Source organism: Streptomyces sp. NPDC043427, from assembly GCF_056436655.1.
The window spans coordinates 1-20,368 of record NZ_JBWKCC010000006.1 but is presented as its reverse complement, the minus strand read 5'-3'; the positions used below and the strand labels follow the sequence as shown (position 1 = coordinate 20,368).

The following is a 20,368-nucleotide window of genomic DNA, read 5'->3' as shown; positions in this document are numbered from 1 at the left end:
GGTGTTACGGCGCCAGGATGTCCAGCTCACGCAGCGCGCCCACCGCGATCTCCCGGGTCAGCTCCTCCGCGCGCACCCCGTCGCCGGACCGGACCGCCTCCGCGACCTGGACATGCAGGGTGACGGCGGCCGGGTCGGGGTCCTCGAACATGACCTCGTGATGGGTGCGACCGGCGAGGACCTCGGCGACGACGTCCCCGAGGCGGGCGAACATCTCGTTGCCTGAGGCGGTGAGAATCACCCGGTGGAAGGCGATGTCGTGGACGAGGTACCCATCGAGCCGGTGGCCGCGCGAGTCGGCCACCATGCCGAGCGCGCACTCGGTGAGTTCGGCACACTGCTCCGGCGTGGCGTTCTTGGCGGCCAGGCCGGCCGCCACCGGCTCGATCGCGGAGCGCAGGACGGTGAGCGAGCGCAGCTGGTGCGGGCGGTCGGCGCCCGCCAGTCGCCAGCGGATGACCTGGGGATCGTAGACGTTCCACTCGGCCTTGGGCCGCACCGTCACGCCGACCCTGCGGCGGGACTCGACCAGATGCATGGTCTCCAGCACACGTACCGCCTCACGCATCACGGAGCGTGACACCTCGAAGCGCTCGGCCAGTTCGTCGGTGCGCAGCACGCTGCCCGGCGGGTAGTCGCCCGCGGTGATCGCGGGGCCGAGGGAGTCAAGTACATGGCCGTGCAGCCCCCGGCCCGGTGTGCTCATGCACACAGCGTACGCGGCGCGTCACGAACCAAAAAGTCAGACTTATTTGGCACAGACTCTTGAATTCGTCATACCTAATAGGTTTCAGTGTGGCGACGTCAGAAGGTCGGCGTCGTGATGTCGAGGGAGACAGCGAGGCAGTGATGCGTACCCCGCACGTCGTCGTGGTGATGGGCGTGGCCGGCACGGGCAAGACCACGATCGGTCCGTTGCTCGCCGCCCGGCTGGGCGTCCCGTACGCCGAGGGCGACGACTTCCACCCGGAGGCCAACATCGCCAAGATGTCGGCCGGCACCCCGCTCGACGACGACGACAGGTGGCCTTGGCTGGACGCCATCGGCGCCTGGGCGCACGGCCGGGCCGGGCTCGGCGGAGTGGTCAGCTGCTCGGCGCTGAAGCGGTCCTACCGCGACCGGCTCAGGGCGGCGGCACCCGGCGTCGTGTTCGTGCATCTCTCGGGTGACCGAGAGCTGATCACGGACCGTATGGCGCACCGGCAGGGTCACTTCATGCCGACGGCGCTGCTGGACTCCCAGTTCGCCACGCTCCAGCCGCTCGGCGCGGACGAGGCCGGTGTCGCGGTGAGCGTCGCCGGCGGTCCCGAGGAGATCGCCGACCGGGCCGCGCGGGCGCTCGACGACCTTCCCGACGCTCCGCAGTAACCCCCTTCTCCCCACCCCACACCTGCATTGGAACCCCCGTGACCAGACTCAGTGTCGAGATGCTGGCAGCGGACCCCGTCGAGCCGATCACCTCGGCCGGCCACGCCCAGCTGGGCATAGCCGTGCTGGCGGGCATCGCCGTCATCGTCCTGCTGATCACCAAGTTCAAGCTCCACGCCTTCTTGGCGCTGACCATCGGCTCACTCGCGCTGGGCGCGTTCGCCGGGGCGCCGCTCGACAAGGCCATCGCCAGCTTCACCACGGGCCTGGGCTCCACCGTCGCGGGCGTCGGCGTCCTGATCGCGCTGGGCGCGATCCTCGGCAAGCTGCTCGCCGACTCCGGCGGCGCCGACCAGATCGTCGACACGATCCTCGCGAGGGCGGGCGGCCGGTCGATGCCGTGGGCGATGGTGCTGATCGCCTCGGTGATCGGGCTGCCGCTGTTCTTCGAGGTCGGCGTCGTGCTGCTGATACCCGTGGTGCTGATGGTCGCCAAGCGGGGCAACTACTCGCTGATGCGGATCGGTATTCCGGCGCTCGCCGGTCTGTCCGTGATGCACGGGCTCGTTCCGCCGCACCCGGGTCCGCTGGTCGCGATCGACGCGGTCGGCGCCGACCTGGGCGTGACGCTGGCGCTGGGCGTGCTCGTCGCCATTCCGACGGTGGTCATAGCGGGGCCGGTGTTCTCCCGGTTCGCGGCCCGCTGGGTGGACGTCCCGGCCCCCGACCGCATGCTGAGTGCAACCGGGGGTTCCCCCCAGACCCCCGCCGAGCGCCCCTCGAAGGACCTGGAGAAGCGCCCCGGCTTCGGCGCCACGCTCGCCACCATCCTGCTGCCCGTCGTCCTGATGCTGTCCAAGGCGCTGGTCGACATCGTCGTGGACGACCCCGCGAACAGCGTGCAGCGCGTCTTCGACGTCGTGGGTTCCCCGCTGATCGCCCTGCTCGCCGCGGTACTCGTCGGCATCTTCACGCTGGGCCGGCCCGCGGGCTTCAACAGGGAGCACGTCTCCCGACTCGTCGAGAAGGGCCTCGCGCCGATCGCGGGCATCCTCCTCATCGTCGGCGCGGGTGGCGGCTTCAAGCAGACTCTGATCGACTGCGGTGTGGGCCGGATGGTCCTGGACATCTCCAAGGACTGGTCGATCCCGGCCCTCCTGCTGGCATGGCTGATCGCGGTGGCGATCCGGCTCGCGACCGGTTCGGCGACCGTGGCGACGATCTCGGCGGCCGGCCTGGTCGCTCCGCTGGCCGCCGACATGTCGACGACCCACACGGCCCTGCTCGTCCTGGCCATCGGCGCCGGCTCCCTCTTCTTCAGCCATGTCAACGACGCCGGGTTCTGGCTGGTGAAGGAGTACTTCGGCCTGAGCGTCGGCCAGAACATCAAGACCTGGTCGGTCATGGAGACGATCATCTCCGTGGTCGCGGGCGGCCTGGTGCTGCTCCTGTCGCTGATCCTCTAGTTCTAGACAAGGAGTCGTAGCGGTTCACCGGCGCCACAGCGGATGCTCCCGGTCCGCCCACTCCTCGCTCACCGACCCCGTGCGCATGCCCCGGCGTGCCTCGGGGTCGGCCAGTGCCATGCCGATGTGGCCGGCGAGGACGATGCCGATGGTCAGGGCGAGCCAGTCGTGGACGAAGGTGGCGCTCGTGCGCCACATCAACGGGGTGAGGTGGGTGAACCACATGATCAGGCCGGTGCCGAGCATCACGAGCGTGGCCCCGGTGATCCAGGCCGCGTAGATCTTCTGACCCGCGTTGAACTTGCCCGCCGGACGCGACTCCCGCCGCCGGTCGCGGTGCAGCACGGCGCGCAGCCAGACGCGGTCGTGCGGGCCGAAGCGGTTCAGCAGACGCAGGTCACCGCGCAGGGCACGGGAGGCCAGGCCCGCCAGAAGCGGTACGGGCAGGGCGAGCCCGGCCCACTCGTGGACGCGGACCACCAGCTCGCGGCGGCCGACGAGCTGGGCGAGCTCGGGGACGTAGAGGAAGGCCGCCGTCACCACGCACACGCCCATCAGCAAGGCTGTGCCGCGGTGCACCCACCGCTGGGCCGGGCCGAAGCGGTGGATTTTCGTGGCGGCGGGCGGGACGTCAGCTCGTAGGGTCATCGTCGCGTCCGTTCGAGCGGCCCACCCAGGCGTCTACGTCGTAGCCGCGCTCCTCCCAGTAGCCGGGGCGCACGTCCTCGGTGACGGTGATGCCGGAGAGCCACTTGGCGGACTTGTAGAAGTACATGGGCGCCACATAGAGGCGGACGGGGCCGCCGTGGTCGTGGCCCAGGTCCTTGTCCTGCATGCGCAGGGCGACCAGGACGTCGGCGCGGCGGGCCTGGGCGAGGGTGAGGCTCTCGCTGTAGGCGCCGTCGAAGCAGGTGAAGCGCACGGCGCCGGCCTTCGCGCGTACCCCGGCCGCGTCGAGGAGGACGGACAGTCGTACGCCTTCGAAGGGTGTCTCGGGTACCCGCCAGCCGGTGACGCACTGGACGTCCTTGACCATCCGGGTCTGGGGCAGCGCCTTCAGGTCGGCCAGGGTGTACGTCGTCGGGTGGTCGACCAGTCCGTCGACCTTGAGGCGGTAGCTGTCGGCGCTCTTGTGCGGCACCGAGGCGGTGACGGAGTAGTAGCGGAAGCCGCCGCCGTTGGGGAGCAGTCCGGTGAGGCCGGTGGGGTCCTTGTCGGCGGCGCTGCCGAGGAACGCCTCCAGGCCGCGTTGCAGGGTGGGCGCGGTGGCCACACCGAAGACACCCAGGCCGAGGGTGCCGAGGAAGATGCGGCGGCCGACCGGCGTGCCCCGCTCCTCGGGTTGTTCGGAGTTCACGTACTCATTCGAACACCCGCGAGCCCGATGGGACCAGGGATCGCGGGTGCTCGTCAGACTTCCGTAACGACTTCTTACGACGACCTGTGTCAGCGACTGCTTACGACACCGTCGCCGCCTTCTCCAGCTGGAACGCCTCGTTGCCCAGGCCGATACGGGCGTGTGCCTCGGGTGCGCGGGAGCGCAGGACCAGGCCCTGGACGAGCCCGGCGACCAGGGCGAGGGCGATGATGCCGGGCAGGACCCAGGTCAGGGCGGAGCCGGGGCCCGCGCCGACGAGGACGTCGAGGTCCTTGACCGTGTAGCCGGCGATCACGAGCAGGGCGACGGCCGCCAGCGCCGAGGTGACCAGACGCCAGGCCTGGGCGGCCGCGGCACCGCGCCGGGCGAAGAAGACGATGACCGAGACCGAGGCGGCCGCCATCAGCAGGATCACGCCGAGCGCGCCCACGTTGCCGCACCAGGTGAACAGCTGGAGCACGGGCGCGGTGGGGTCGCCGACCGGCTTGTCGTCGGCGACGGCGAACGCGCCGATGACCACCACGGAGACGGCCGTCTGGAGCAGCGAGCCGGTGCCGGGCGCACCGCTCGTGCCTGTGGTCTGTCCGAAGGCGCGCGGCAGCAGTCCCTCGCGGCCCATGGCGAAGGCGTACCGGGCGACGACGTTGTGGAAGCTGAGCAGGGCCGCGAACATGCCGGTGACGAAGAGGACGTGCAGGACGTCGGTGAAGGTGGCGCCGAGGCGGGACTCGGTCAGGGAGAACAGCAGGTTCGCACTCTCCTTCTGCGCGGCTCCGACGATCTGCGAGGGGCCCGCGGCGACGGTGAGGGCCCAGCTGCTGACCGCGAAGAAGACGGCGACGCCCGCGACGGCGAGGAACATGACGCGCGGGACGAGGACGTGCGGCCGGCTGGTCTCCTCCGCGTACACGGGGGCCTGCTCGAAGCCGGTGAAGGCCGCGATGCAGAAGCACAGGGCGGTGCCGACGCCGGCGCCGGTGAGGGTGTCGGGGTTGAAGGCGTGCAGGGACAGGCCCTCCTTCGCCGGGTCGGCCACGGCGGCGAGGTCGAAGATGACGACGAGCGCCACCTCGATGACCAGCAGCACGCCGAGCACGCGCGCGTTGACGTCGATCTTCAGCCGGCTGAGCGTGCCGACGACGAGGGCCGCGACGAGCGCCGGGATCCACCAGGCGATCTCAACGTCGGCGTAGGTGGTGAACAGCCCGGAGACCTCGAAGCCGAAGATGCCGTAGATGCCCACCTGGAGCGCGCTGTAGGCGACGAGCGCGAGCAGGGCGGCGCCCGCGCCGGCGGTGCCGCCGAGACCGCGGGAGACGTAGGCGTAGAAGGCGCCGGCGTTGTGGACGTGCCGGCTCATCTCGGCGTATCCGACGCCGAAGAGGACGAGGACCGCGCCGAGGACGACGAAGAGGAGGGGCTGTCCGACGATGCCCATCACCGCAAATGTGGTGGGCATGACACCCGCGACGACCATGATCGGACCGGTGGCGGCAAGGACGGAGAGCAGCAGGCCCCCCGTACCGAGGCGGTCGGCGCGCAGGGCGCGTTCCTGCCCCTTGAAGGTGCTGATGGTGTTCTCGGTGGGTCTGCTCGTGCTCGAACTGCCCGTGGTCATCGAGGGCCGTTCCTTTCGGGGGTCTGGCGTCGGGGTCTGGCGTCGGGTCGGTGTTACGCCGTGCCGAGCGCGGCGGCGCGGGCGGCACGGAAGGCGGTGTACGGATCGCGGTCGGGGTACGACCAGGGCGCCGGGGTGGCATGGGCGCCGATGCGGTGGAAGAGGGCGGCGGCCTCGGCGCCGCGGCCCTCGAGGACCTTGGCGTGGGCGAGGTAGTTGAGGTCGACGAGGCGGCGCGGGTGGCCGTCGTGCTCCCACTCCAGCCACCAGTCGAAGGCGGCCTTCATCACCAGGCGGGCCCGGCGTCCGTGCCAGTGCTCGGAGCGAGACGGCTCGGCGGGCTCGAACCCGGCGGCGGCCAGGACGCGGTAGCGCTCTGCGTGGGCGACGACCGGCAGGATCGCCAGCGGCGAGTCGGCGGGGGCCTGCTCGGCGGCCCAGGCGGCGAAGTCGTACACCTCGTGCAGCGGGTCCGGGCCGGCGTCGGCGCGGCGCTCGGCGAGGCGGGAGACGACGAGGTGGTGGGCGTGGTGGTGGTCGGCGTGGCGCAGGCGTACCTCGTCGAAGAGCCGGACAACCTCTTCTTCGCCGCCCTGAGCACGCTCCAGCAGGAGCAGGCCGAGCCAGGGGGTGGGGTCGGCGGGCGCGAGCGCGGCGGCGGCGTGGCAGGCCTCACGGGCCCGGGCCTGCTTCTCCTTGCCGCGCAGGGCGCGGCACACCAGGGCCAGGGCGAGCAGGACGGAGGCGTCGGCGGAGTCGGGCTCGGCGACCAGCCAGTCGCGGGCCCAGGCGGCGCTGTACGGCTCCTCGGCGAGGACGACGACGCGGTGTCCGCGGTGGTCCCAGTCGTCGCCGGTGCGGGCGAGCAGGGTGCGGGCGGCCTGCCAGCGGCCCTGGGTGAGGGCGGTACGGGCCTCGCGGAGTTCGGTGTCGTCGAGCGCCGCGTCGAAGGCCTGGGCCGCGCGCTTGCGGCCGCGGCCGAGAGGTAGCGGGAGTGGGGGCACCGCTGACTTCCTCACGTTCATCGCGCGACGCGTTCTATGTCGACCCGCCATTAGCCGATCACGGTCAGCAAACCCCCAGCCAATGCTTTCCGTCAAGAATGGCGAGCACATGACATATGCCAACCGGCCATGCCCCACGGGGAGTTGTGGTCGGTCCGACCGGCGGGTCGCCAGGTGGGAGGGGGTGCGGCGGCCATCGGTGTGGCGTACGCCATGGCGAGGCCGCGTCCGGCATCGCACCATGGGTGGAACGGCCGCGCCGCCGCCCCTCCTGGTCACCGCCGATCCGCCGGGCCTCGCGACCGAAGCAGTCGCCCTGTCACGGGTACTCCTGGAAGCACGATTTCGGGCGCTCCAGGCATCCAATCCCCCGAAAACGGTAGAGTCGGCCCCTTACGCACATACGCACCCCGTGGCCGGCGGAAGATCATCGAGGTACGCAGCGTGTCGGTTCTTGTTCTGGTTCTCGCGATGGGAGCCGCGGTCTGCCTGGGCTTCGGCTTCGTGTTGCAGCAGAATGCGGCACAAAAGGCGCCACTCGGCGACTTCCTCTCCTTCCGGCTGCTGCTGGACCTGATGCGGGTGCCGCGGTGGCTGGGCGGTATCGGGCTGATGGTGGCCGGTATGGCGCTGGGCGCGGTCGCGCTCGGGCAGGGCGAGGTCTCCCTGGTGGAACCGCTGCTCGCCACGAACCTGCTCTTCGCCCTCACGCTCTCCCGCCGGCAGACCAAGCAGCCTCTGGGCCGACAGGGCTGGGCGGGCCTGGGGCTGCTCGCGGGCGGGGTGACCGTGTTCATCGTGGCCGGCCAGCCGCGCGGCGGCACCGCGATCAGCGATCCGATGCGGCACTGGCTGATCATCGGAGTGATGGTGGGCCTCGCTCTGCTGCTCACGGCCGGCGCCAAGCGCTCACGGCTGGGCTACGCCCCGGTACTGCTGGCCCTGGCGGCCGGGCTGCTCTACGGCCTCCAGGACGCGCTGACCCGGGTCAGCGGCGAGCGGTTCGCCGCGGGCGGCTTCGCCGAGCTGATGACCAGCTGGCAGCCGTACGCCGTGCTGGCGCTGGGCGTCACCGGCCTGGTCCTGGTCCAGAGCGCCTTCGAGACCGGCACCCTGCGCATGTCGCTCCCCGCCCTCACCGCGGCCCAGCCCCTGGCCGGCATCGCCTGCGGAGTCGGCTTCCTCGGCGACCGCCTCCACACCGACCCCGGCGCCCTCGCCTGGGAGGCAACCGGCCTCGCCGCGGTCGTCATCGGCATCATCCTCCTCGGCTGCCACCCGGCCATGCCCACCGGCACCCCCAAGCCGGAACGCGTCCGAGACCTCCAGCCAAGCTGAGACCTCCCGTCCGCCGGCCCGGCAGGGCACCGCTCCTCGGACAGGCCCCGCCCGGCCCGCCGGCACCCCCGTAGGGGGCGTCTCCCCGAGCTGCCCTGGGGTCGTCTCCCCTAGCTGCCCCCCCCCCCGCCACCCCGCCCTGCCCGGCGGTCCAGCCTCCCGGGGGGCGAACCGAACTGACGCGGTCGCCCGGCCTGACGCCGCCCGTTCCAGTGCCGGCACCCACCAACCCCGCCCAGGCCGCCACCGCACCGGCGGGGCCCGGCGGGCCTGCCGCCCACCGCCCGGCCCCGCCCAACGCGTCCCCAGGGAGCCGGACCGAGCGGACGCCGCCCCCGGCTTGGCGCCGCCCGGACGGCGCCGGAGCTTCCCCCCGCCAAACAAAACCCCGCCACCCCCAGCACTCCCCGGGAGGGGTCTACGCGAGCTGCCACCCGCCGCTGAGCCCGGCCGGCACGCCCTCGCCGAGGGGCCTAAGCGAGCTGACGCCGGCGCCCGGCCTGCGCCGCCCCGTTCCAAGGCCTGCCACCCGCCCCCGCCCAGCCCGCCACCGCCCCGGAGTGGCCCGCCGGAACTGACCCCCGCCGCTCAACCTCGCCGAGCCCGGCACCACCCCGGAGAAGCCCTGCCTGAGCGGTCATCCGTCACACCGCCCGACCCGGCGCGCCACCAGCTCGGAGGGAGCAGACCGAGCGGAACCCCGGTGCCCAACCTCACCGAACCCCCGGAGGGCCCTGCTTGGATGGGCCCATGAGTGCTGCTGACGAGATCCTCGACATCGTTGATGAGGGCGACCGGGTGGTCGGGCAGGCCCCGCGAGGGGAGGCGTATGCGCGTGGGTTGCGGCATCGGTGTGTGTTCATCCAGGCGCGGGATGCCGAGGGGCGGATCTTCGTGCACCGTCGCACCCCGACCAAGCTGGTCTTCCCCTCCCTGTACGACATGTTCGTGGGCGGGGTCGTGGGCGCGGGCGAGGACTACGACGACGCGGCCCTGCGTGAGGCCGAGGAGGAACTCGGCGTGAGCGGTCTGCCCCGGCCCGACTTCCTGTTCAAGTTCCTCTACGACAACGGCGTCGGCCAGTCCTGGTGGTCGGCCGTCTACGAGGTCCGCTGCGACCTGCCCGTACACCCCCAGGTCGAGGAGGTCGCCTGGCACGACTTCCTGCCGGAGGAGGAGGTCGAGCGCCGCTTGGCCGACTGGACGTGGGTCCCGGACGGGCTGGCGGCGTACGACCGGCTGAAGGCCTACCGGTCGGCGGGCTGACCGGAGCGGCCGACCGGGCCAGTGACGTGGGGGTCACCATGCGCCGAACCGTAGCGGGCGGCACTGACAACGCCCTCCCCTGTCCCCGGTAGGGTCCTTCGGGTGATCGAGTTCGTACGGAACGTCCGGCTGTGGTTCGCCCCGCAGCGTGTCCGCGAGGAGGGCCACACCCCCGACTACCGGTTCTCCCTGGCCAACGAGCGCACTTTCCTCGCCTGGCTGCGCACCGCGATGGCTCTTATCGGCGGAGGTTTCGCCGTGGACCAGTTCCTGCCCGACCTGCGCTGGGGCTGGCGCGTGGGGCTCGCACTCGCCCTGCTGGCGGCCGGTGTGCTGTGTTCGCTGCGCGCGGTGAACCACTGGATGCGCTGCGAGCGGGCGATGCGCCGTGGCGAGGACTTGCCGGTGTCCCGGTTCCCGGCCCTGCTCAGCCTGGTCGTCGCGGTGGTCGCCGTGGCGATGGTCCTCGTCGTACTTGTCGGGTGGGACGGATGAGCGGCGGGTCGGACCACGAGCCGCGATCCGAGGTGAGCGACGAGCGCGATCCCGGGCTCCAGCCGGAGCGCACCCGGCTCGCATGGCGGCGTACGACCCTGTCGAGCACCGTCGCCGCGGTCCTGGCCGTGAAGACCGCACTGCACGGCGGGGCGACGGCCGCGGGAGTCACGGCCTGCGCCCTGTGCTGCGTCCTGTGGCTCGGCTTCCTGCTCGTCGCCCACGGCCGCATCCGCATCCTCACCACGACGGCCCGCCCACCGGCCCTCACCCCCCGCAAGGCCACGGCGGCGGTCGCGTGCACGGTGGCGCTGGCCGTGTGCGCGGCAGCGCTGGTCATCTAGGGCCTCTCGTTTGGATCATGCCGGGCTCGCGGGCCCCGGCACCGCGCCCTGATCCGGCCTGATCCAAACGAAAGACCCTGGGAGCACCGGGCGCCCCCTGGCTAGCGCCCCGGCAGGCAACGTTTGCCCGTCAAGGAGCGGCGTCCTGTGTGTGCTCTCGGCGTGCCGGCCGGAAGCCCTCGTACTGGATGTACTTGGGCTTTCGGCCGGTGCGGCGAGAATGCGTGCCGGGCGTCGCGACGGGGCGAACGTTGCCTGTCGGGGCTAGTACCCCGTGGCGCCCGCCTGCTCGTCCTCCGCCTCCCACTCCACCGTCACCACGATCTTCCCCCGCGTGCGCCCTTCCTCGTTGAGCCGGTGCGCCTCCGCCGCCCGCTCCAGCGGGAACGTGTCCGACACATGCACCGACACCACGCCCTGTTCCGCCAGGCCGGCCAGCCGGTGCAGATCCTCCGCGTCGGGGCGCACCCAGCAGTAGCGGCCGCCGTAGTCGAAGACGTCCGGGTCGGCGATCGACGCGAGGCGTCCCTCGGCGGCCAGGAGGTTCACCGAGGCACGCAGGGCGTCGCCGCCGACCGTGTCGAAGACGACGTCCACGCCCTCGGGGGCCAGCCCCCGCACCCGGTCGGTCAGACCGGCGCCGTAGGTCACGGGCTCGCCGCCCCGGGCGCGTACGAAGGCGTGGTTGCCCTCGCTCGCCGTACCGATCACCCGGGCGCCCAGATGGCGGGCGATCTGCACGGCGATCGAGCCGACCCCACCGGCCGCCGCGTGGATCAGGACGGTCTCGCCCCGCTTCACCTGGAGGGCTTTGACCAGCACCTGGTACGCGGTGAGCCCCACGAGTGGCAGACCGGCCGCCTCCTCGAAGGAGAGGCTGCGCGGCTTGCGGGCGAGGGTGCGTACGGGGGCGGCCACGTACTCGGCGAAGGTGCCGCGGGAGAGGAAGTCCTCGCGGACGTAGCCGATCACCTCGTCTCCGGGCGCGAACTCCGTGACGGAGACCCCCGGCCGCACGACGACCCCCGAGACGTCCCACCCGGGGACCACCGGGAAGACCGGTTCGAACATGCCGTCCAGATAACCTTCGCGGCACTTCCAGTCGACGGGGTTGACCGCGGCGGCCCGTACCTTCACGAGCACGGCGTCGGGCCCGACCTTCGGGTCACGGACCTCCCCGTACTCCAGCACCTCTGGTCCGCCGTACCGGCTGTAGCTGATCGCCTTCATGGCATCGACCCTCCGGGGTACTCGAACGGCACGCAAGCCGAATACCCCGATATACACCTTTTTTGTGGCAGCCTGTCCGTCGCCAGTACGACCACCTCGAAGGTGAGCCCATGACGACCCTGCACCAGGAACACACCTCCCACGCGCACACCCACGGCCCTGACTGCGGCCACACCGAAGTCCCGCACGGCGACCACGTCGACTACGCGCACGACGGCCACCTCCACCGCGAGCACGGCGGCCACTGGGACGAGTGCGAACCCTCCGGGCACACCGCCCACGAGGACCACGCCCACCGGCACGGCGAGGACTGCGGTCACGCACGCGTGGACCACGGCGACCACGTCGACTACCTCCACGACGGCCACCGGCACGCCGAGCACGACGGGCACTGGGACGACCACTGAGCCCCGGACCGAGCACGGATCCGACACGGGTCACCGACAGACCTGACGGCTCCCCGCCGTACCGCGCGGGGAGCCGTCGGCCTATCGTGGCTCAGGTCACGTTCGGCTCGCGCACTGGACGACATACCGACCGGTCGGCATCATAAGTCGGGTCCCGTTCCGTTCACTCGCCCGTAGGAGCGACGCATGAGCCCCGACCACCCGCCCGGACTCGATCTCGACCGGCTGCGCGGCCTGCTCGACCGGGAGCGGCCCGGCCTGGCGCAGGGCCCCCTCACCGGTCGGCTGATCGAGGGCGGACGGTCGAACCTGACGTACGAGGTCTCGGACGGCACCTCGAGGTGGGTCGTGCGACGGCCCCCGCTCGGCCATGTCCTGGCCACGGCGCACGACATGAAGCGCGAGCACCGCGTGATCAGCGCCCTGCACCCGACGAAGGTGCCGGTGCCGCGCCCAGTGCTGCTGTGCGAGGACGACGAGGTGCTCGGGGCGCCCTTCTACGTGATGGAATTCGTGCCGGGCACGCCGTACCGCACGGCCGACCAGCTCGCCCCACTCGGCCCCGAGCGCACGCGCGGGGCGGTGCTGTCGCTCGTCGACACGCTCGTCGACCTGCACGCCGTCGACCCCGCCGAGGTGGGCCTGGCGGACTTCGGCCGCCCCGAGGGCTTCCTGGACCGCCAGCTGCGCCGCTGGGGCAAGCAGCTGGACGCCTCCCGCAGCCGCGAACTCGCGGGCGTCGACGAGCTGCACGCGGCGCTCGGCCGACAGCTGCCCAGCTCTCCCGCCCCGGCCGTCGTGCACGGCGACTACCGGCTCGACAACGTCCTGATCGACGAAGAGGACAGGATCAGGGCGATCCTCGACTGGGAGATGTCGACGCTCGGCGACCCGCTGACCGACCTGGGCCTGCTGGTGATGTACAGCATCCCGCTCGGCGCGCCCGCGTCCCCGGTCTCCACCACCGCCGAGGCCCCCGGACATCCAGCGCCCGCCGAACTGATCGAACGGTACGCCGCGCGTTCGGGGCGCGACGTCTCCGCGGTCTCCTGGTACACGGCGTTCGCCTGGTTCAAGCTCGCCGTGATCCTGGAGGGCATCCACTACCGCTACACCCTGGGCCAGACGGTCGGCCGCGGCTTCGACCGCATCGGCGACCTCGTCCCCGTCTTCATCGAGCACGGACTGACCACTCTTCAGGAAGGCTGACCGGCCATGGACTTCGCGTTCGACGCGCGCACCGAGGAACTGCGCGCCAAGCTGCTCGCCTTCATGGACGAGTACGTGTACCCCGCCGAAGAGGTCGCGAACGAGCAGCGCGCCCTGCTGGCATCGCCCTGGGACACCCCGGCAGTGGTCGAGGAGCTGAAGGCCGAGGCGCGCCGCCAGGGCCTGTGGAACCTCTTCCTGCCCGACGCGGAGTACGGCGCCGGGCTGACGAACCTCCAGTACGCGCCGCTCGCCGAGATCACCGGCCGCTCCCCGCAGCTCGCGCCCACCGTGACGAACTGCGCCGCGCCGGACACCGGCAACATGGAGGTGCTCTCGCAGTTCGGCGACGAGCAGCAGAAGAAGCAGTGGCTGGAGCCGCTGCTCGCCGGTGAGATCCGCTCGGCGTTCGCGATGACCGAGCCGGAGGTGGCCTCCTCCGACGCCACGAACATCACCACGTACATCGAGCGAGCCTCCGATGGCACAGACGAGTACGTCATCACGGGCCGCAAGTGGTACATCTCCGGGGCGATGAACCCGGACTGCAAGATCTTCATCGTGATGGGCAAGACCGACCCGGACGGCGACGACATCCGCCGTCAGCAGTCCATGATCCTGGTCCCCCGCGACACGCCGGGCGTCACCGTCAAGCGCGCGATGCAGGTCTTCGGCTACGAGGACCACTACCACGGTGGCCACGCCGAGGTGATCTTCGACCACGCACGTGTGCCGGTGTCGAACCTGATCGGCGAGGAGGGCGGCGGCTTCGCCATCGCGCAGGCCCGGCTCGGTCCCGGCCGTATCCACCACTGCATGCGGCTGATCGGCATGGCGGAGCGGGCGATCGAGCTGATGTGCCGCAGGGCCGCCTCCCGCACGGCCTTCGGCAAGGCGCTGGCCCAGCAGGGCGTGGTCCACAACTGGATCGCGGACGCGCGGGTGACGGTCGAGCAGCTGCGGCTGCTGGTGCTGAAGACGGCCTGGCTGATGGACACGGTCGGGAACAAGGGCGCCCACACCGAGATCCAGTCCATCAAGATCGCCACGCCCCGCGCGGTCGTCGACATCATCGACCGGGCGATCCAGCTGCACGGCGCCGGTGGCTTGAGCCAGGACTTCCCGCTGGCCGAGCTGTACGCGGGCGCGCGGACGCTGATGATCGCCGACGGCCCGGACGAGGTCCACCAGCGCTCGCTGGCACGCCGGGAGCTGAAGAAGTACCTGTGAGGTGATGTGTAAGGGGCGGTCGCCATGGGTGACCGCCCCTTACACACGGGTTCGTACGGGCTCAGGGACGCAGGGCCCTCAGCAGCAGGTCCGCCAGGTGGTCGGCGACCTCCTGGGGGGTCATCGGCCCGTCGGGGCGGTACCAGGTCGACAGGTGGTGGACCGAGCCGAAGTGGTAGTCCACCACCAGGTCCGCCGGTGTCGCCTTCGAGAAGACGCCGGCCTCCTGGCCCTCCTCGACGAGCGCGCGGAAGCGTTCGTGGTAGCGCCGGCGCTCCGCGCGTACCTGCTTGTTCTTCTCCGGGCTCAGATGGTGCATCGAGCGGAAGAAGATCATCGCGTCGTCGAGGTTGTCGATCGTCGTGACGACGACGTCGGCCGCCGCGCCCCGCAGACGCTTCTCGATCGGCTCGTCGGCGTCCGCGAAGGCGTCGAGTCTCTCCTGCTGCACGCGCAGCACACGCGCGTACACCTCGTGCAGGAGGTCGTCCTTGGAGCCGAAGTAGTGGTACAGCGCCCCCTTGGTGACACCGGCCGCCTCGACGATCTCCTGCACCGAGGTGCGGTCGTATCCCCGCTCGGCGAAGAGCCGGGTGGCGGCGGCGAGGAGCCGCTGCGGGACGGGAGTTCCCTCTCCGTCCGTCGTCCTGGGCACTGCCGCCACCTTCCTTTCCGTGATGCCTACCGGCCGTCGTCGGTGCGGGAACGCAGTTCCCGACGGAGGATCTTCCCACTTGCCGTCTTCGGCAAGTCGGGCAGGATCTCCACCTGCCGCGGGTATTTGTAGGCTGCCAGTTTGTCCTTGCAGTAGGCAGCGAGCGTATCGGGATCCGTATCGGCGCCCGGACGCAGGCTGATGTACGCCTTGACGGTCTCCCCTCGGTACCCGTCGGCCACCCCGACGACGGCCGCCTCGCGTACCGCCGGATGGGTGTACAGGACGTCCTCGACCTCGCGCGGCCAGACCTTGAAGCCGGATGCGTTGATCATGTCCTTCTTGCGGTCGACGACGTACAGCCAGCCCTCCGGGTCCATGAACCCGATGTCGCCGGTGCGCAGCTCCCCGCCGGGGAAGGTCTCCGCGGTCGCCTCGGGACGCCGCCAGTACCCGGGCACCACCTGCGGACCGCTGACGACGATCTCGCCCTGCTCGCCGAGGGGCACCTCCTCGCCCTGGTCGTCGACGATGCGCACGACCCCGTCGGCGCAGGGCGCGCCCACCGCGAGGGTCCCCGAGGCCGGGTCGACGGGCGCCTCCCGCTGGGGCGGGACGGACGCGCAGGGCGCGCTGCACTCGGTCAGCCCGTAGCCGTTGCGGATGTACGGCCCGAAGCCCGCCCGGAACTTCTCCACCAGCGCGGGCGGCAGCGGGGCGCCGCCGGAGGAGATGTTCACGAAGGAGGAGAAGTGGTCCCGCGTGACGTCCGGATGAGCGGCCAGCGCCATGAAGGCGGTGGAGGGCCCGACGGTGTAGTGCGGCCGCTGCTCGGCGAAGGCGTCGAGGACGACACCCGCCTCGAAGCGGTACGTCAGCACGAGCGTGCCCGCGCTGTTGAGGCAGGCGCCCAGCTGGCAGACCATCCCGGTGATGTGGAACAGCGGCGCCAACGCGTAGTAGACGGGCGCGTCGGGCAGGTTCAGGCCGGTCCGCTGCCGTTCGGCGTTGTACATGATGTTGCCGTGCGTGTTGGTGGCCCCCTTGGGGGTGCCGCTCGTACCCGAGGTGTAGCTGATCAGCGCCACGTCCGAGGCGAACAGGGCACGCCCCTCCGGCGCGCGGTGCCCCGCGCGGGCGACGGCCGTCAGATCGTCGGCGTCGGGGACCTCCGGCACCCGCTCGAAGGTGAGCACGCGCGCGTCGTTACGCGTTTGGAAATCCAACTCACAAGCCGTGAGCACGATCCGTACGGGCGAGCCCACGGCCGCCTCCCGCAGATACGACTCCCACGCGCGGTCGGAACACACCAGCGCGGTCACCTCACCGTCCCGCAGGACGTGGGTGACCTCCCCCGCCTTGTACATCGGGTTGACGGGCACGACGATCGCGCCGGCCTTCCAGGCACCGAGCAGGGCGAGCACGAACTGCGGCGAGTTCTGCAGCAGCACGGCCACCCGGTCACCGCGCTGCAGACCACGGGCCACGAGATGCCCGGCGACGGAGTCGCTCAGCTCGTCGACCTCGCGGTACGTGAGCCGGCCGTCGAAGTAGGCGAGGAAGGTGCGGTCCGGAACCTCGGCGGCCGACCGGCGCAGCGCGTGCACAAGGGAGTCCGCGGGGTCGATGGGCGCGCGCTGGGCCTCGTTGAGGAGCCCCAGCCAGGGCTTGGTCGCGTACGGGGACGAGGTCGACGAGGTCACCGCTCGGTCTCCCACTTCTGCTGGATGTGGTTCATGTTGCTCAGCCATCGGTCGGGAGTGGCCGCCCGGGCCTGGTAGTACGCGGCGACCTCGGGGTGCGGCAGGATCAGGAAGCGGTCCTCCTCGATCCCCTCGAACAGGGCGTCCGCGACGGCCTCCGGCTCGATCGCGGTCGGCTGGAGCACCAGGTCACCCGCGCTGCCGGTGGCCGCCAGCATGTCGGTCCGGACACCCTGCGGACAGATCGCGTGGACCTTGATCCCCCGGTGCCGGTACGTCAACGACAGCCACTCGGCGAAGGCGTACGCGCCGTGCTTGGTGACGCTGTAGGGCGCCGCCCCGATCATGGTCAGCAACCCGGCCGCGGAAACGGTGGACACGAACCGCCCGCTGCCGCGCTCCAGCCAGCCCGGAAGCAGCGCCTCGGCCGCCCGGACATGCGCCATGACGTTGACGTCCCAGGCGAGCGCCCACACCGCCTCCCCGGCCGCCTCCGAGCCACCTGAGGCAACCCCGGCGTTCGCGCAGTACACGTCGACGGCACCACCGAGGGCGTCGCGTGCCTCACCGACGATCGCGGAGGCGTCCCCGGGCACGGCGATCCCGCCGATCTCGTCGGCGACGGCTCCGGCCCGCTCGGCATCAAGGTCATTGACAACGACCCGTGCCCCTTCAGCGGCAAAACGCCGAGCCAGAGCGGCTCCAATGCCACCCCCTGCCCCGGTGACAACCACTCCCGCACCCTGCACGGCTTCCACCATCGGTCCCCTTCGACACACGGCTCCGACTCCCCGCGACGCCAGACTAACCGGTCGGTATGTTGCAGGGAAGGGGCAACGGTCGCGCCCTCAAGGGGCGCGACCGTATCCATATGCGGCTCCGCCGCGGGGCGCGACAAGCCACGAACAACCCGCACCCTCCCCACAACAGGCGGAAGCACCTACCGTGCCCACATGCAGCTCTCCAGACGAAGCCTGCTCGCAACCCCGGCCATCGTGGCGTCATCCGCAGTCCCGGCGGAAGCCGCAAGCACCCGCCGCTTCCGCACCGGCTTCGAGCGCCTCGAAAAGGACGGCTACACCCTCCTGCACAACGCCCGCGTAGGAATCGTCACCAACCCCACCGGCATCACCCGCGACGCCCACCACATCGTCGACGTCATGCACGCCGACACCCGAGTGAACGTAGTGGCCGTCTACGGCCCCGAACACGGCTTCCGCGGCACCGCCCAAGCAGGCGGCTCCGAAGGCCGCTACGACGACCCGGCCACCGGCCTGCCCGTCTACGACACGTATCAGAAGAGCGGCCAACCCCTCGCCGACATCTTCACCGCGTCCGGCGTCGACACCGTCGTCTTCGACATCCAAGACGTGGGCGCACGCTTCTACACGTACATCTGGACCCTCTACGACTGCATGGAGGCGGCCCAGCTCGCAGGGAAACGGTTCGTCGTCCTCGACCGCCCGAACCCGGTGACCGGGCGAGCGGCTCTGGGCCCCGTACTGCACAGGGAGTTCGCCTCCTTCGTCGGCAGGCAGCCGATCTCACAGGCACACGGCATGACGGTCGCGGAACTCGCCCGACTCTTCAACGCGGAGTTCCTGACCAGACCGGTCCCGCTGGACACCGTGACGATGACCGGCTGGAAGCGTTCCGACTGGTTCGACGCCGCCGGCCTGCCCTGGGTCCCGCCGAGCCCCAACATGCCGACACCCGAGACGGCCTTGGTCTACTCCGGCACGTGCCTCTTCGAGGGAACGAACCTGTCCGAGGGCAGGGGCACCACCCGCCCCTTCGAACTGCTCGGCGCGGAGGGCATCGACGCGCGCTGGGCGGCCGCCGCGAACGAGGCCGGGCTGAGAGGCGTCCGCTTCCGGGAGGCCTACTTCGCGCCCACCTTCTCCAAGTTCCAGGGCAAGACCGTCGGCGGCCTGCAGATCCATGTGCACGACCGGGACACGTTCGACCCCGTACGCACCGGGATCGCGCTCCTGGTGACCGCCAAGCAGGTCTGGAGCGGCTTCGCCTGGCGGCCCGACAACTGGATCGACAAGCTCACCGGCTCCTCCTGGGTGCGCACCGCGATCGACGCGGGCGCGGGCGTGGACGAGGTGGTCGCGGGCTGGCGGCGGGAGCTCGGGGCGTTCCGGCGGTTGCGCCAGGAGTGCCTCTTGTACGGATGAGCCGTGACGTATGGCCAATTCCACCCGTTGGCAGGACGATGCGCCCACATCGCGCACGGCGACGGGGGACGGAAGGGGCCTGTCATGGCGGATCCGGCGATGAGTGTGACTCCCTACTGGGAGCTGACCTTCGACGCGGACGGGGACGTGCAGGGCCGGCAGCGCGACCGGCTGCTGGCGGAGGTGCCGACGAGCGGTGTGCGCGACCTGGTCGTCTTCTCGCACGGCTGGAACAACGACCGCTCGATCGCGACCCGGCTCTACAGCCGCTTCTTCGCGCCGTTCCCGGAGCTGGCCCCGGACGCCGAGATGGGATACGTGGGCGTCGTATGGCCGTCGATGCGGTTCTCCGACGAGCCCGTCCCGGACTTCCCGCGGACCGCGGCGGCCGATGTGGCGGAGGCCGTGTCGCGTCCGGGGCTCGACAAAGACACGCGGCACGCGCTGCTGGAGACGTTCCCCGGCCGGGCGACGGTGGTGGAGCAGATCGCGCGGATGCTGGAGCAGCAGCCGAGCGAGGACGGCGAGCTGGAGGAGTTCGGACGGCTGGTCCGGCTGCTGGTCGACGTCGTGCCGCCGGGGCCGCAGGCCCTGTTCGCCGCCGACACGCTGGCCGAAGGGGTGCCGCAGGACGAGCCCGAGATGTTCGCCGGCGGCACGGCGGCGGCCTGCGAGGAGTTCGCGGCCGCCCTGGCACTCGCGCAGGCCCCGCCCGGCGCCGAGGGGTTCGCACTGCCCAACCCGTGGGACGGCGCGCACGAGTTGCTGCGGCAGGGGACGTACTACGCCATGAAGCGGCGCGCGGGGACGGTCGGTGAGCGGGGGCTCGGCCGAGTGGTCGGGCAGCTGGCCGAGGCCGCGCCGGACGTGCGGGTGCATCTGGTGGGGCACAGTTTCGGCGGGCGGCTGGTGTCGTTCGCGCTGCGGGGGCTGCCCGAGGGGGTGCGCACGGTGAAGTCCGTGACGCTGCTCCAGGGGGCCTTCTCCCACTACGCGTTCGCGGCGCGTCTGCCGCACGACACGCGCGCGGGCGGGGTCCTGCAGGGCCAGCACAACCGTGTCGACGGCCCTCTGGTGTGCTGCTACTCCTCGCACGACTCGGCGCTCGGCACGCTGTATCCGCTGGCCTCGCGAGTCGCGGGTGACGCGGCGGGCATGGTCGAGAGCTTCGGTGTGGGGAAGCTGCTGGGCGCCAAGTGGGGGGCGATGGGGTTCGACGGCGTGCAGGCGGTTCCGGGAACGCACGCGATGAAGCTCGCCGACGCGCTGCGCGGGCCGCTGCCCACCTCCGGCTGTGTGAACGTCGACGCGGCCGCGGTGGTCCGGCGCGGCGGGCCGCCGGCCGGGGCGCACAGCGACATCGTGCACAAGGAGCTGGCGCAGTTGGTGCTGGGGGGGGGGGGGGGGGGGGGGGGGGGGGCGGGGTGGGGCCGGGTGGGGGTCGTGGGGGGGGGGGGCGGCGAAACCCCACGCG

At 71.4% G+C, this 20,368-nt stretch carries 20 protein-coding genes; 11 read left to right on the top strand and 9 right to left on the bottom strand.

Annotation, left to right across the window (positions count from 1 at the left end):
* Positions 1–4: 4 nt before the first annotated feature.
* Positions 5–706 (bottom strand): FadR/GntR family transcriptional regulator, encoded by a 702-nt coding sequence (locus AC067M_RS13350; protein ID WP_478697136.1) that lies wholly within the window; start codon positions 704–706, stop codon positions 5–7.
* 143 nt (positions 707–849) lie between these two features.
* Here AC067M_RS13350 and AC067M_RS13345 point away from each other — a divergent pair, with 143 nt between their 5' ends.
* Together AC067M_RS13345 and AC067M_RS13340 are read left to right on the top strand one after the other, a co-directional pair.
* On the top strand, positions 850–1,368 hold the full coding sequence (locus AC067M_RS13345) for a gluconokinase (RefSeq protein WP_478697135.1): 519 nt from the start codon (positions 850–852) through the stop codon (positions 1,366–1,368).
* A 38-nt stretch (positions 1,369–1,406) separates the two neighbouring features.
* Positions 1,407–2,834 carry a GntP family permease gene (locus AC067M_RS13340; RefSeq protein ID WP_478697134.1) on the top strand — a complete coding sequence of 476 codons (1,428 nt, stop codon included), beginning with the start codon at positions 1,407–1,409 and terminating at the stop codon, positions 2,832–2,834.
* Positions 2,835–2,858: 24 nt separating this feature from the next.
* Here the strand turns inward: AC067M_RS13340 and AC067M_RS13335 are convergent, their stop codons facing one another.
* From AC067M_RS13335 to AC067M_RS13320, 4 genes are all read right to left on the bottom strand, one after another.
* Positions 2,859–3,482 carry a cytochrome b/b6 domain-containing protein gene (locus AC067M_RS13335; RefSeq protein ID WP_478697133.1) on the bottom strand — a complete coding sequence of 208 codons (624 nt, stop codon included), beginning with the start codon at positions 3,480–3,482 and terminating at the stop codon, positions 2,859–2,861.
* Positions 3,466–4,191, bottom strand: a complete 726-nt coding sequence (locus AC067M_RS13330; protein WP_478697132.1) for a molybdopterin-dependent oxidoreductase — start codon at positions 4,189–4,191, stop codon at positions 3,466–3,468. The genes AC067M_RS13335 and AC067M_RS13330 overlap by 17 nt, the downstream gene beginning before the upstream one ends.
* Before the next feature lie 100 nt (positions 4,192–4,291).
* A complete protein-coding gene (locus tag AC067M_RS13325) occupies positions 4,292–5,830 on the bottom strand; it encodes an APC family permease (RefSeq protein WP_478697131.1) in 1,539 nt (512 codons plus the stop codon).
* Positions 5,831–5,883: 53 nt separating this feature from the next.
* On the bottom strand, positions 5,884–6,834 hold the full coding sequence (locus tag AC067M_RS13320) for a hypothetical protein (RefSeq protein ID WP_478697130.1): 951 nt from the start codon (positions 6,832–6,834) through the stop codon (positions 5,884–5,886).
* A gap of 444 nt (positions 6,835–7,278) precedes the next feature.
* Between AC067M_RS13320 and AC067M_RS13315 the strand changes: the two genes are divergently transcribed.
* The 4 genes from AC067M_RS13315 to AC067M_RS13300 all read left to right on the top strand — a co-directional run bounded on the left by AC067M_RS13315 (position 7,279) and on the right by AC067M_RS13300 (position 10,277).
* Entirely contained in the window at positions 7,279–8,172 is an 894-nt protein-coding gene (locus tag AC067M_RS13315; RefSeq protein WP_478697129.1) for a DMT family transporter, read from the top strand.
* 750 nt (positions 8,173–8,922) lie between these two features.
* A complete protein-coding gene (locus tag AC067M_RS13310; protein WP_478697128.1) occupies positions 8,923–9,438 on the top strand; it encodes an NUDIX hydrolase in 516 nt (171 codons plus the stop codon).
* Positions 9,439–9,540: 102 nt separating this feature from the next.
* On the top strand, positions 9,541–9,933 hold the full coding sequence (locus tag AC067M_RS13305; RefSeq protein ID WP_478697127.1) for a YidH family protein: 393 nt from the start codon (positions 9,541–9,543) through the stop codon (positions 9,931–9,933).
* Positions 9,930–10,277, top strand: coding sequence for a DUF202 domain-containing protein (locus AC067M_RS13300; RefSeq protein WP_478697126.1), 348 nt, complete (start codon positions 9,930–9,932; stop codon positions 10,275–10,277). Before AC067M_RS13305 ends, AC067M_RS13300 begins: the two co-directional genes overlap by 4 nt.
* 264 nt (positions 10,278–10,541) lie before the next feature.
* On the opposite strand, the gene AC067M_RS13295 is transcribed toward AC067M_RS13300, so the two are convergent.
* Complete coding sequence (locus AC067M_RS13295; RefSeq protein ID WP_478697125.1) at positions 10,542–11,507, bottom strand: NADP-dependent oxidoreductase; 966 nt, start codon at positions 11,505–11,507, stop codon at positions 10,542–10,544.
* 110 nt (positions 11,508–11,617) lie between these two features.
* Between AC067M_RS13295 and AC067M_RS13290 the strand changes: the two genes are divergently transcribed.
* From AC067M_RS13290 to AC067M_RS13280, 3 genes are all read left to right on the top strand, one after another.
* A complete protein-coding gene (locus AC067M_RS13290; protein ID WP_478697124.1) occupies positions 11,618–11,914 on the top strand; it encodes a hypothetical protein in 297 nt (98 codons plus the stop codon).
* Between the two features lie 186 nt (positions 11,915–12,100).
* Positions 12,101–13,123 (top strand): phosphotransferase family protein, encoded by a 1,023-nt coding sequence (locus tag AC067M_RS13285; protein ID WP_478697123.1) that lies wholly within the window; start codon positions 12,101–12,103, stop codon positions 13,121–13,123.
* Between the two features lie 6 nt (positions 13,124–13,129).
* A complete protein-coding gene (locus tag AC067M_RS13280; protein ID WP_478697122.1) occupies positions 13,130–14,353 on the top strand; it encodes an acyl-CoA dehydrogenase family protein in 1,224 nt (407 codons plus the stop codon).
* Between the two features lie 61 nt (positions 14,354–14,414).
* Here the strand turns inward: AC067M_RS13280 and AC067M_RS13275 are convergent, their stop codons facing one another.
* Genes AC067M_RS13275 through AC067M_RS13265 form a run of 3 tightly spaced genes read right to left on the bottom strand, consistent with a single transcriptional unit; the run spans position 14,415 to position 17,472 of the window.
* On the bottom strand, positions 14,415–15,008 hold the full coding sequence (locus AC067M_RS13275) for a TetR/AcrR family transcriptional regulator (RefSeq protein WP_478697121.1): 594 nt from the start codon (positions 15,006–15,008) through the stop codon (positions 14,415–14,417).
* 26 nt (positions 15,009–15,034) lie between these two features.
* A complete protein-coding gene (locus AC067M_RS13270; protein ID WP_478697120.1) occupies positions 15,035–16,759 on the bottom strand; it encodes a class I adenylate-forming enzyme family protein in 1,725 nt (574 codons plus the stop codon).
* Positions 16,708–17,472, bottom strand: coding sequence for an SDR family oxidoreductase (locus AC067M_RS13265; protein ID WP_478697119.1), 765 nt, complete (start codon positions 17,470–17,472; stop codon positions 16,708–16,710). Before AC067M_RS13265 ends, AC067M_RS13270 begins: the two co-directional genes overlap by 52 nt.
* 192 nt (positions 17,473–17,664) lie before the next feature.
* Between AC067M_RS13265 and AC067M_RS13260 the strand changes: the two genes are divergently transcribed.
* Together AC067M_RS13260 and AC067M_RS13255 are read left to right on the top strand one after the other, a co-directional pair.
* Positions 17,665–18,894, top strand: a complete 1,230-nt coding sequence (locus AC067M_RS13260; RefSeq protein ID WP_478697118.1) for an exo-beta-N-acetylmuramidase NamZ family protein — start codon at positions 17,665–17,667, stop codon at positions 18,892–18,894.
* Positions 18,895–18,978: 84 nt separating this feature from the next.
* Positions 18,979–20,368, top strand: a 1,390-nt coding sequence (locus AC067M_RS13255) for a hypothetical protein (RefSeq protein WP_478697117.1), incomplete at its 3' end; no start/stop codon positions are given.

Bases quoted from the DNA above. Each gene is read 5' to 3' on its own strand.
- AC067M_RS13270 (WP_478697120.1), bottom strand. From the start codon at position 16,759: ATGGCTGAGCAACATGAACCACATCCAGCAGAAGTGGGAGACCGAGCG.
- AC067M_RS13335 (WP_478697133.1), bottom strand. From the start codon at position 3,482: ATGACCCTACGAGCTGACGTCCCGCCCGCCGCCACGAAAATCCACCGC.
- AC067M_RS13310 (WP_478697128.1), top strand. From the start codon at position 8,923: ATGAGTGCTGCTGACGAGATCCTCGACATCGTTGATGAGGGCGACCGG.
- AC067M_RS13300 (WP_478697126.1), top strand. From the start codon at position 9,930: ATGAGCGGCGGGTCGGACCACGAGCCGCGATCCGAGGTGAGCGACGAG.
- AC067M_RS13325 (WP_478697131.1), bottom strand. From the start codon at position 5,830: ATGACCACGGGCAGTTCGAGCACGAGCAGACCCACCGAGAACACCATC.
- AC067M_RS13345 (WP_478697135.1), top strand. From the start codon at position 850: ATGCGTACCCCGCACGTCGTCGTGGTGATGGGCGTGGCCGGCACGGGC.
- AC067M_RS13285 (WP_478697123.1), top strand. From the start codon at position 12,101: ATGAGCCCCGACCACCCGCCCGGACTCGATCTCGACCGGCTGCGCGGC.
- AC067M_RS13295 (WP_478697125.1), bottom strand. From the start codon at position 11,507: ATGAAGGCGATCAGCTACAGCCGGTACGGCGGACCAGAGGTGCTGGAG.
- AC067M_RS13290 (WP_478697124.1), top strand. From the start codon at position 11,618: ATGACGACCCTGCACCAGGAACACACCTCCCACGCGCACACCCACGGC.
- AC067M_RS13280 (WP_478697122.1), top strand. From the start codon at position 13,130: ATGGACTTCGCGTTCGACGCGCGCACCGAGGAACTGCGCGCCAAGCTG.
- AC067M_RS13350 (WP_478697136.1), bottom strand. From the start codon at position 706: ATGAGCACACCGGGCCGGGGGCTGCACGGCCATGTACTTGACTCCCTC.
- AC067M_RS13260 (WP_478697118.1), top strand. From the start codon at position 17,665: ATGCAGCTCTCCAGACGAAGCCTGCTCGCAACCCCGGCCATCGTGGCG.
- AC067M_RS13265 (WP_478697119.1), bottom strand. From the start codon at position 17,472: ATGGTGGAAGCCGTGCAGGGTGCGGGAGTGGTTGTCACCGGGGCAGGG.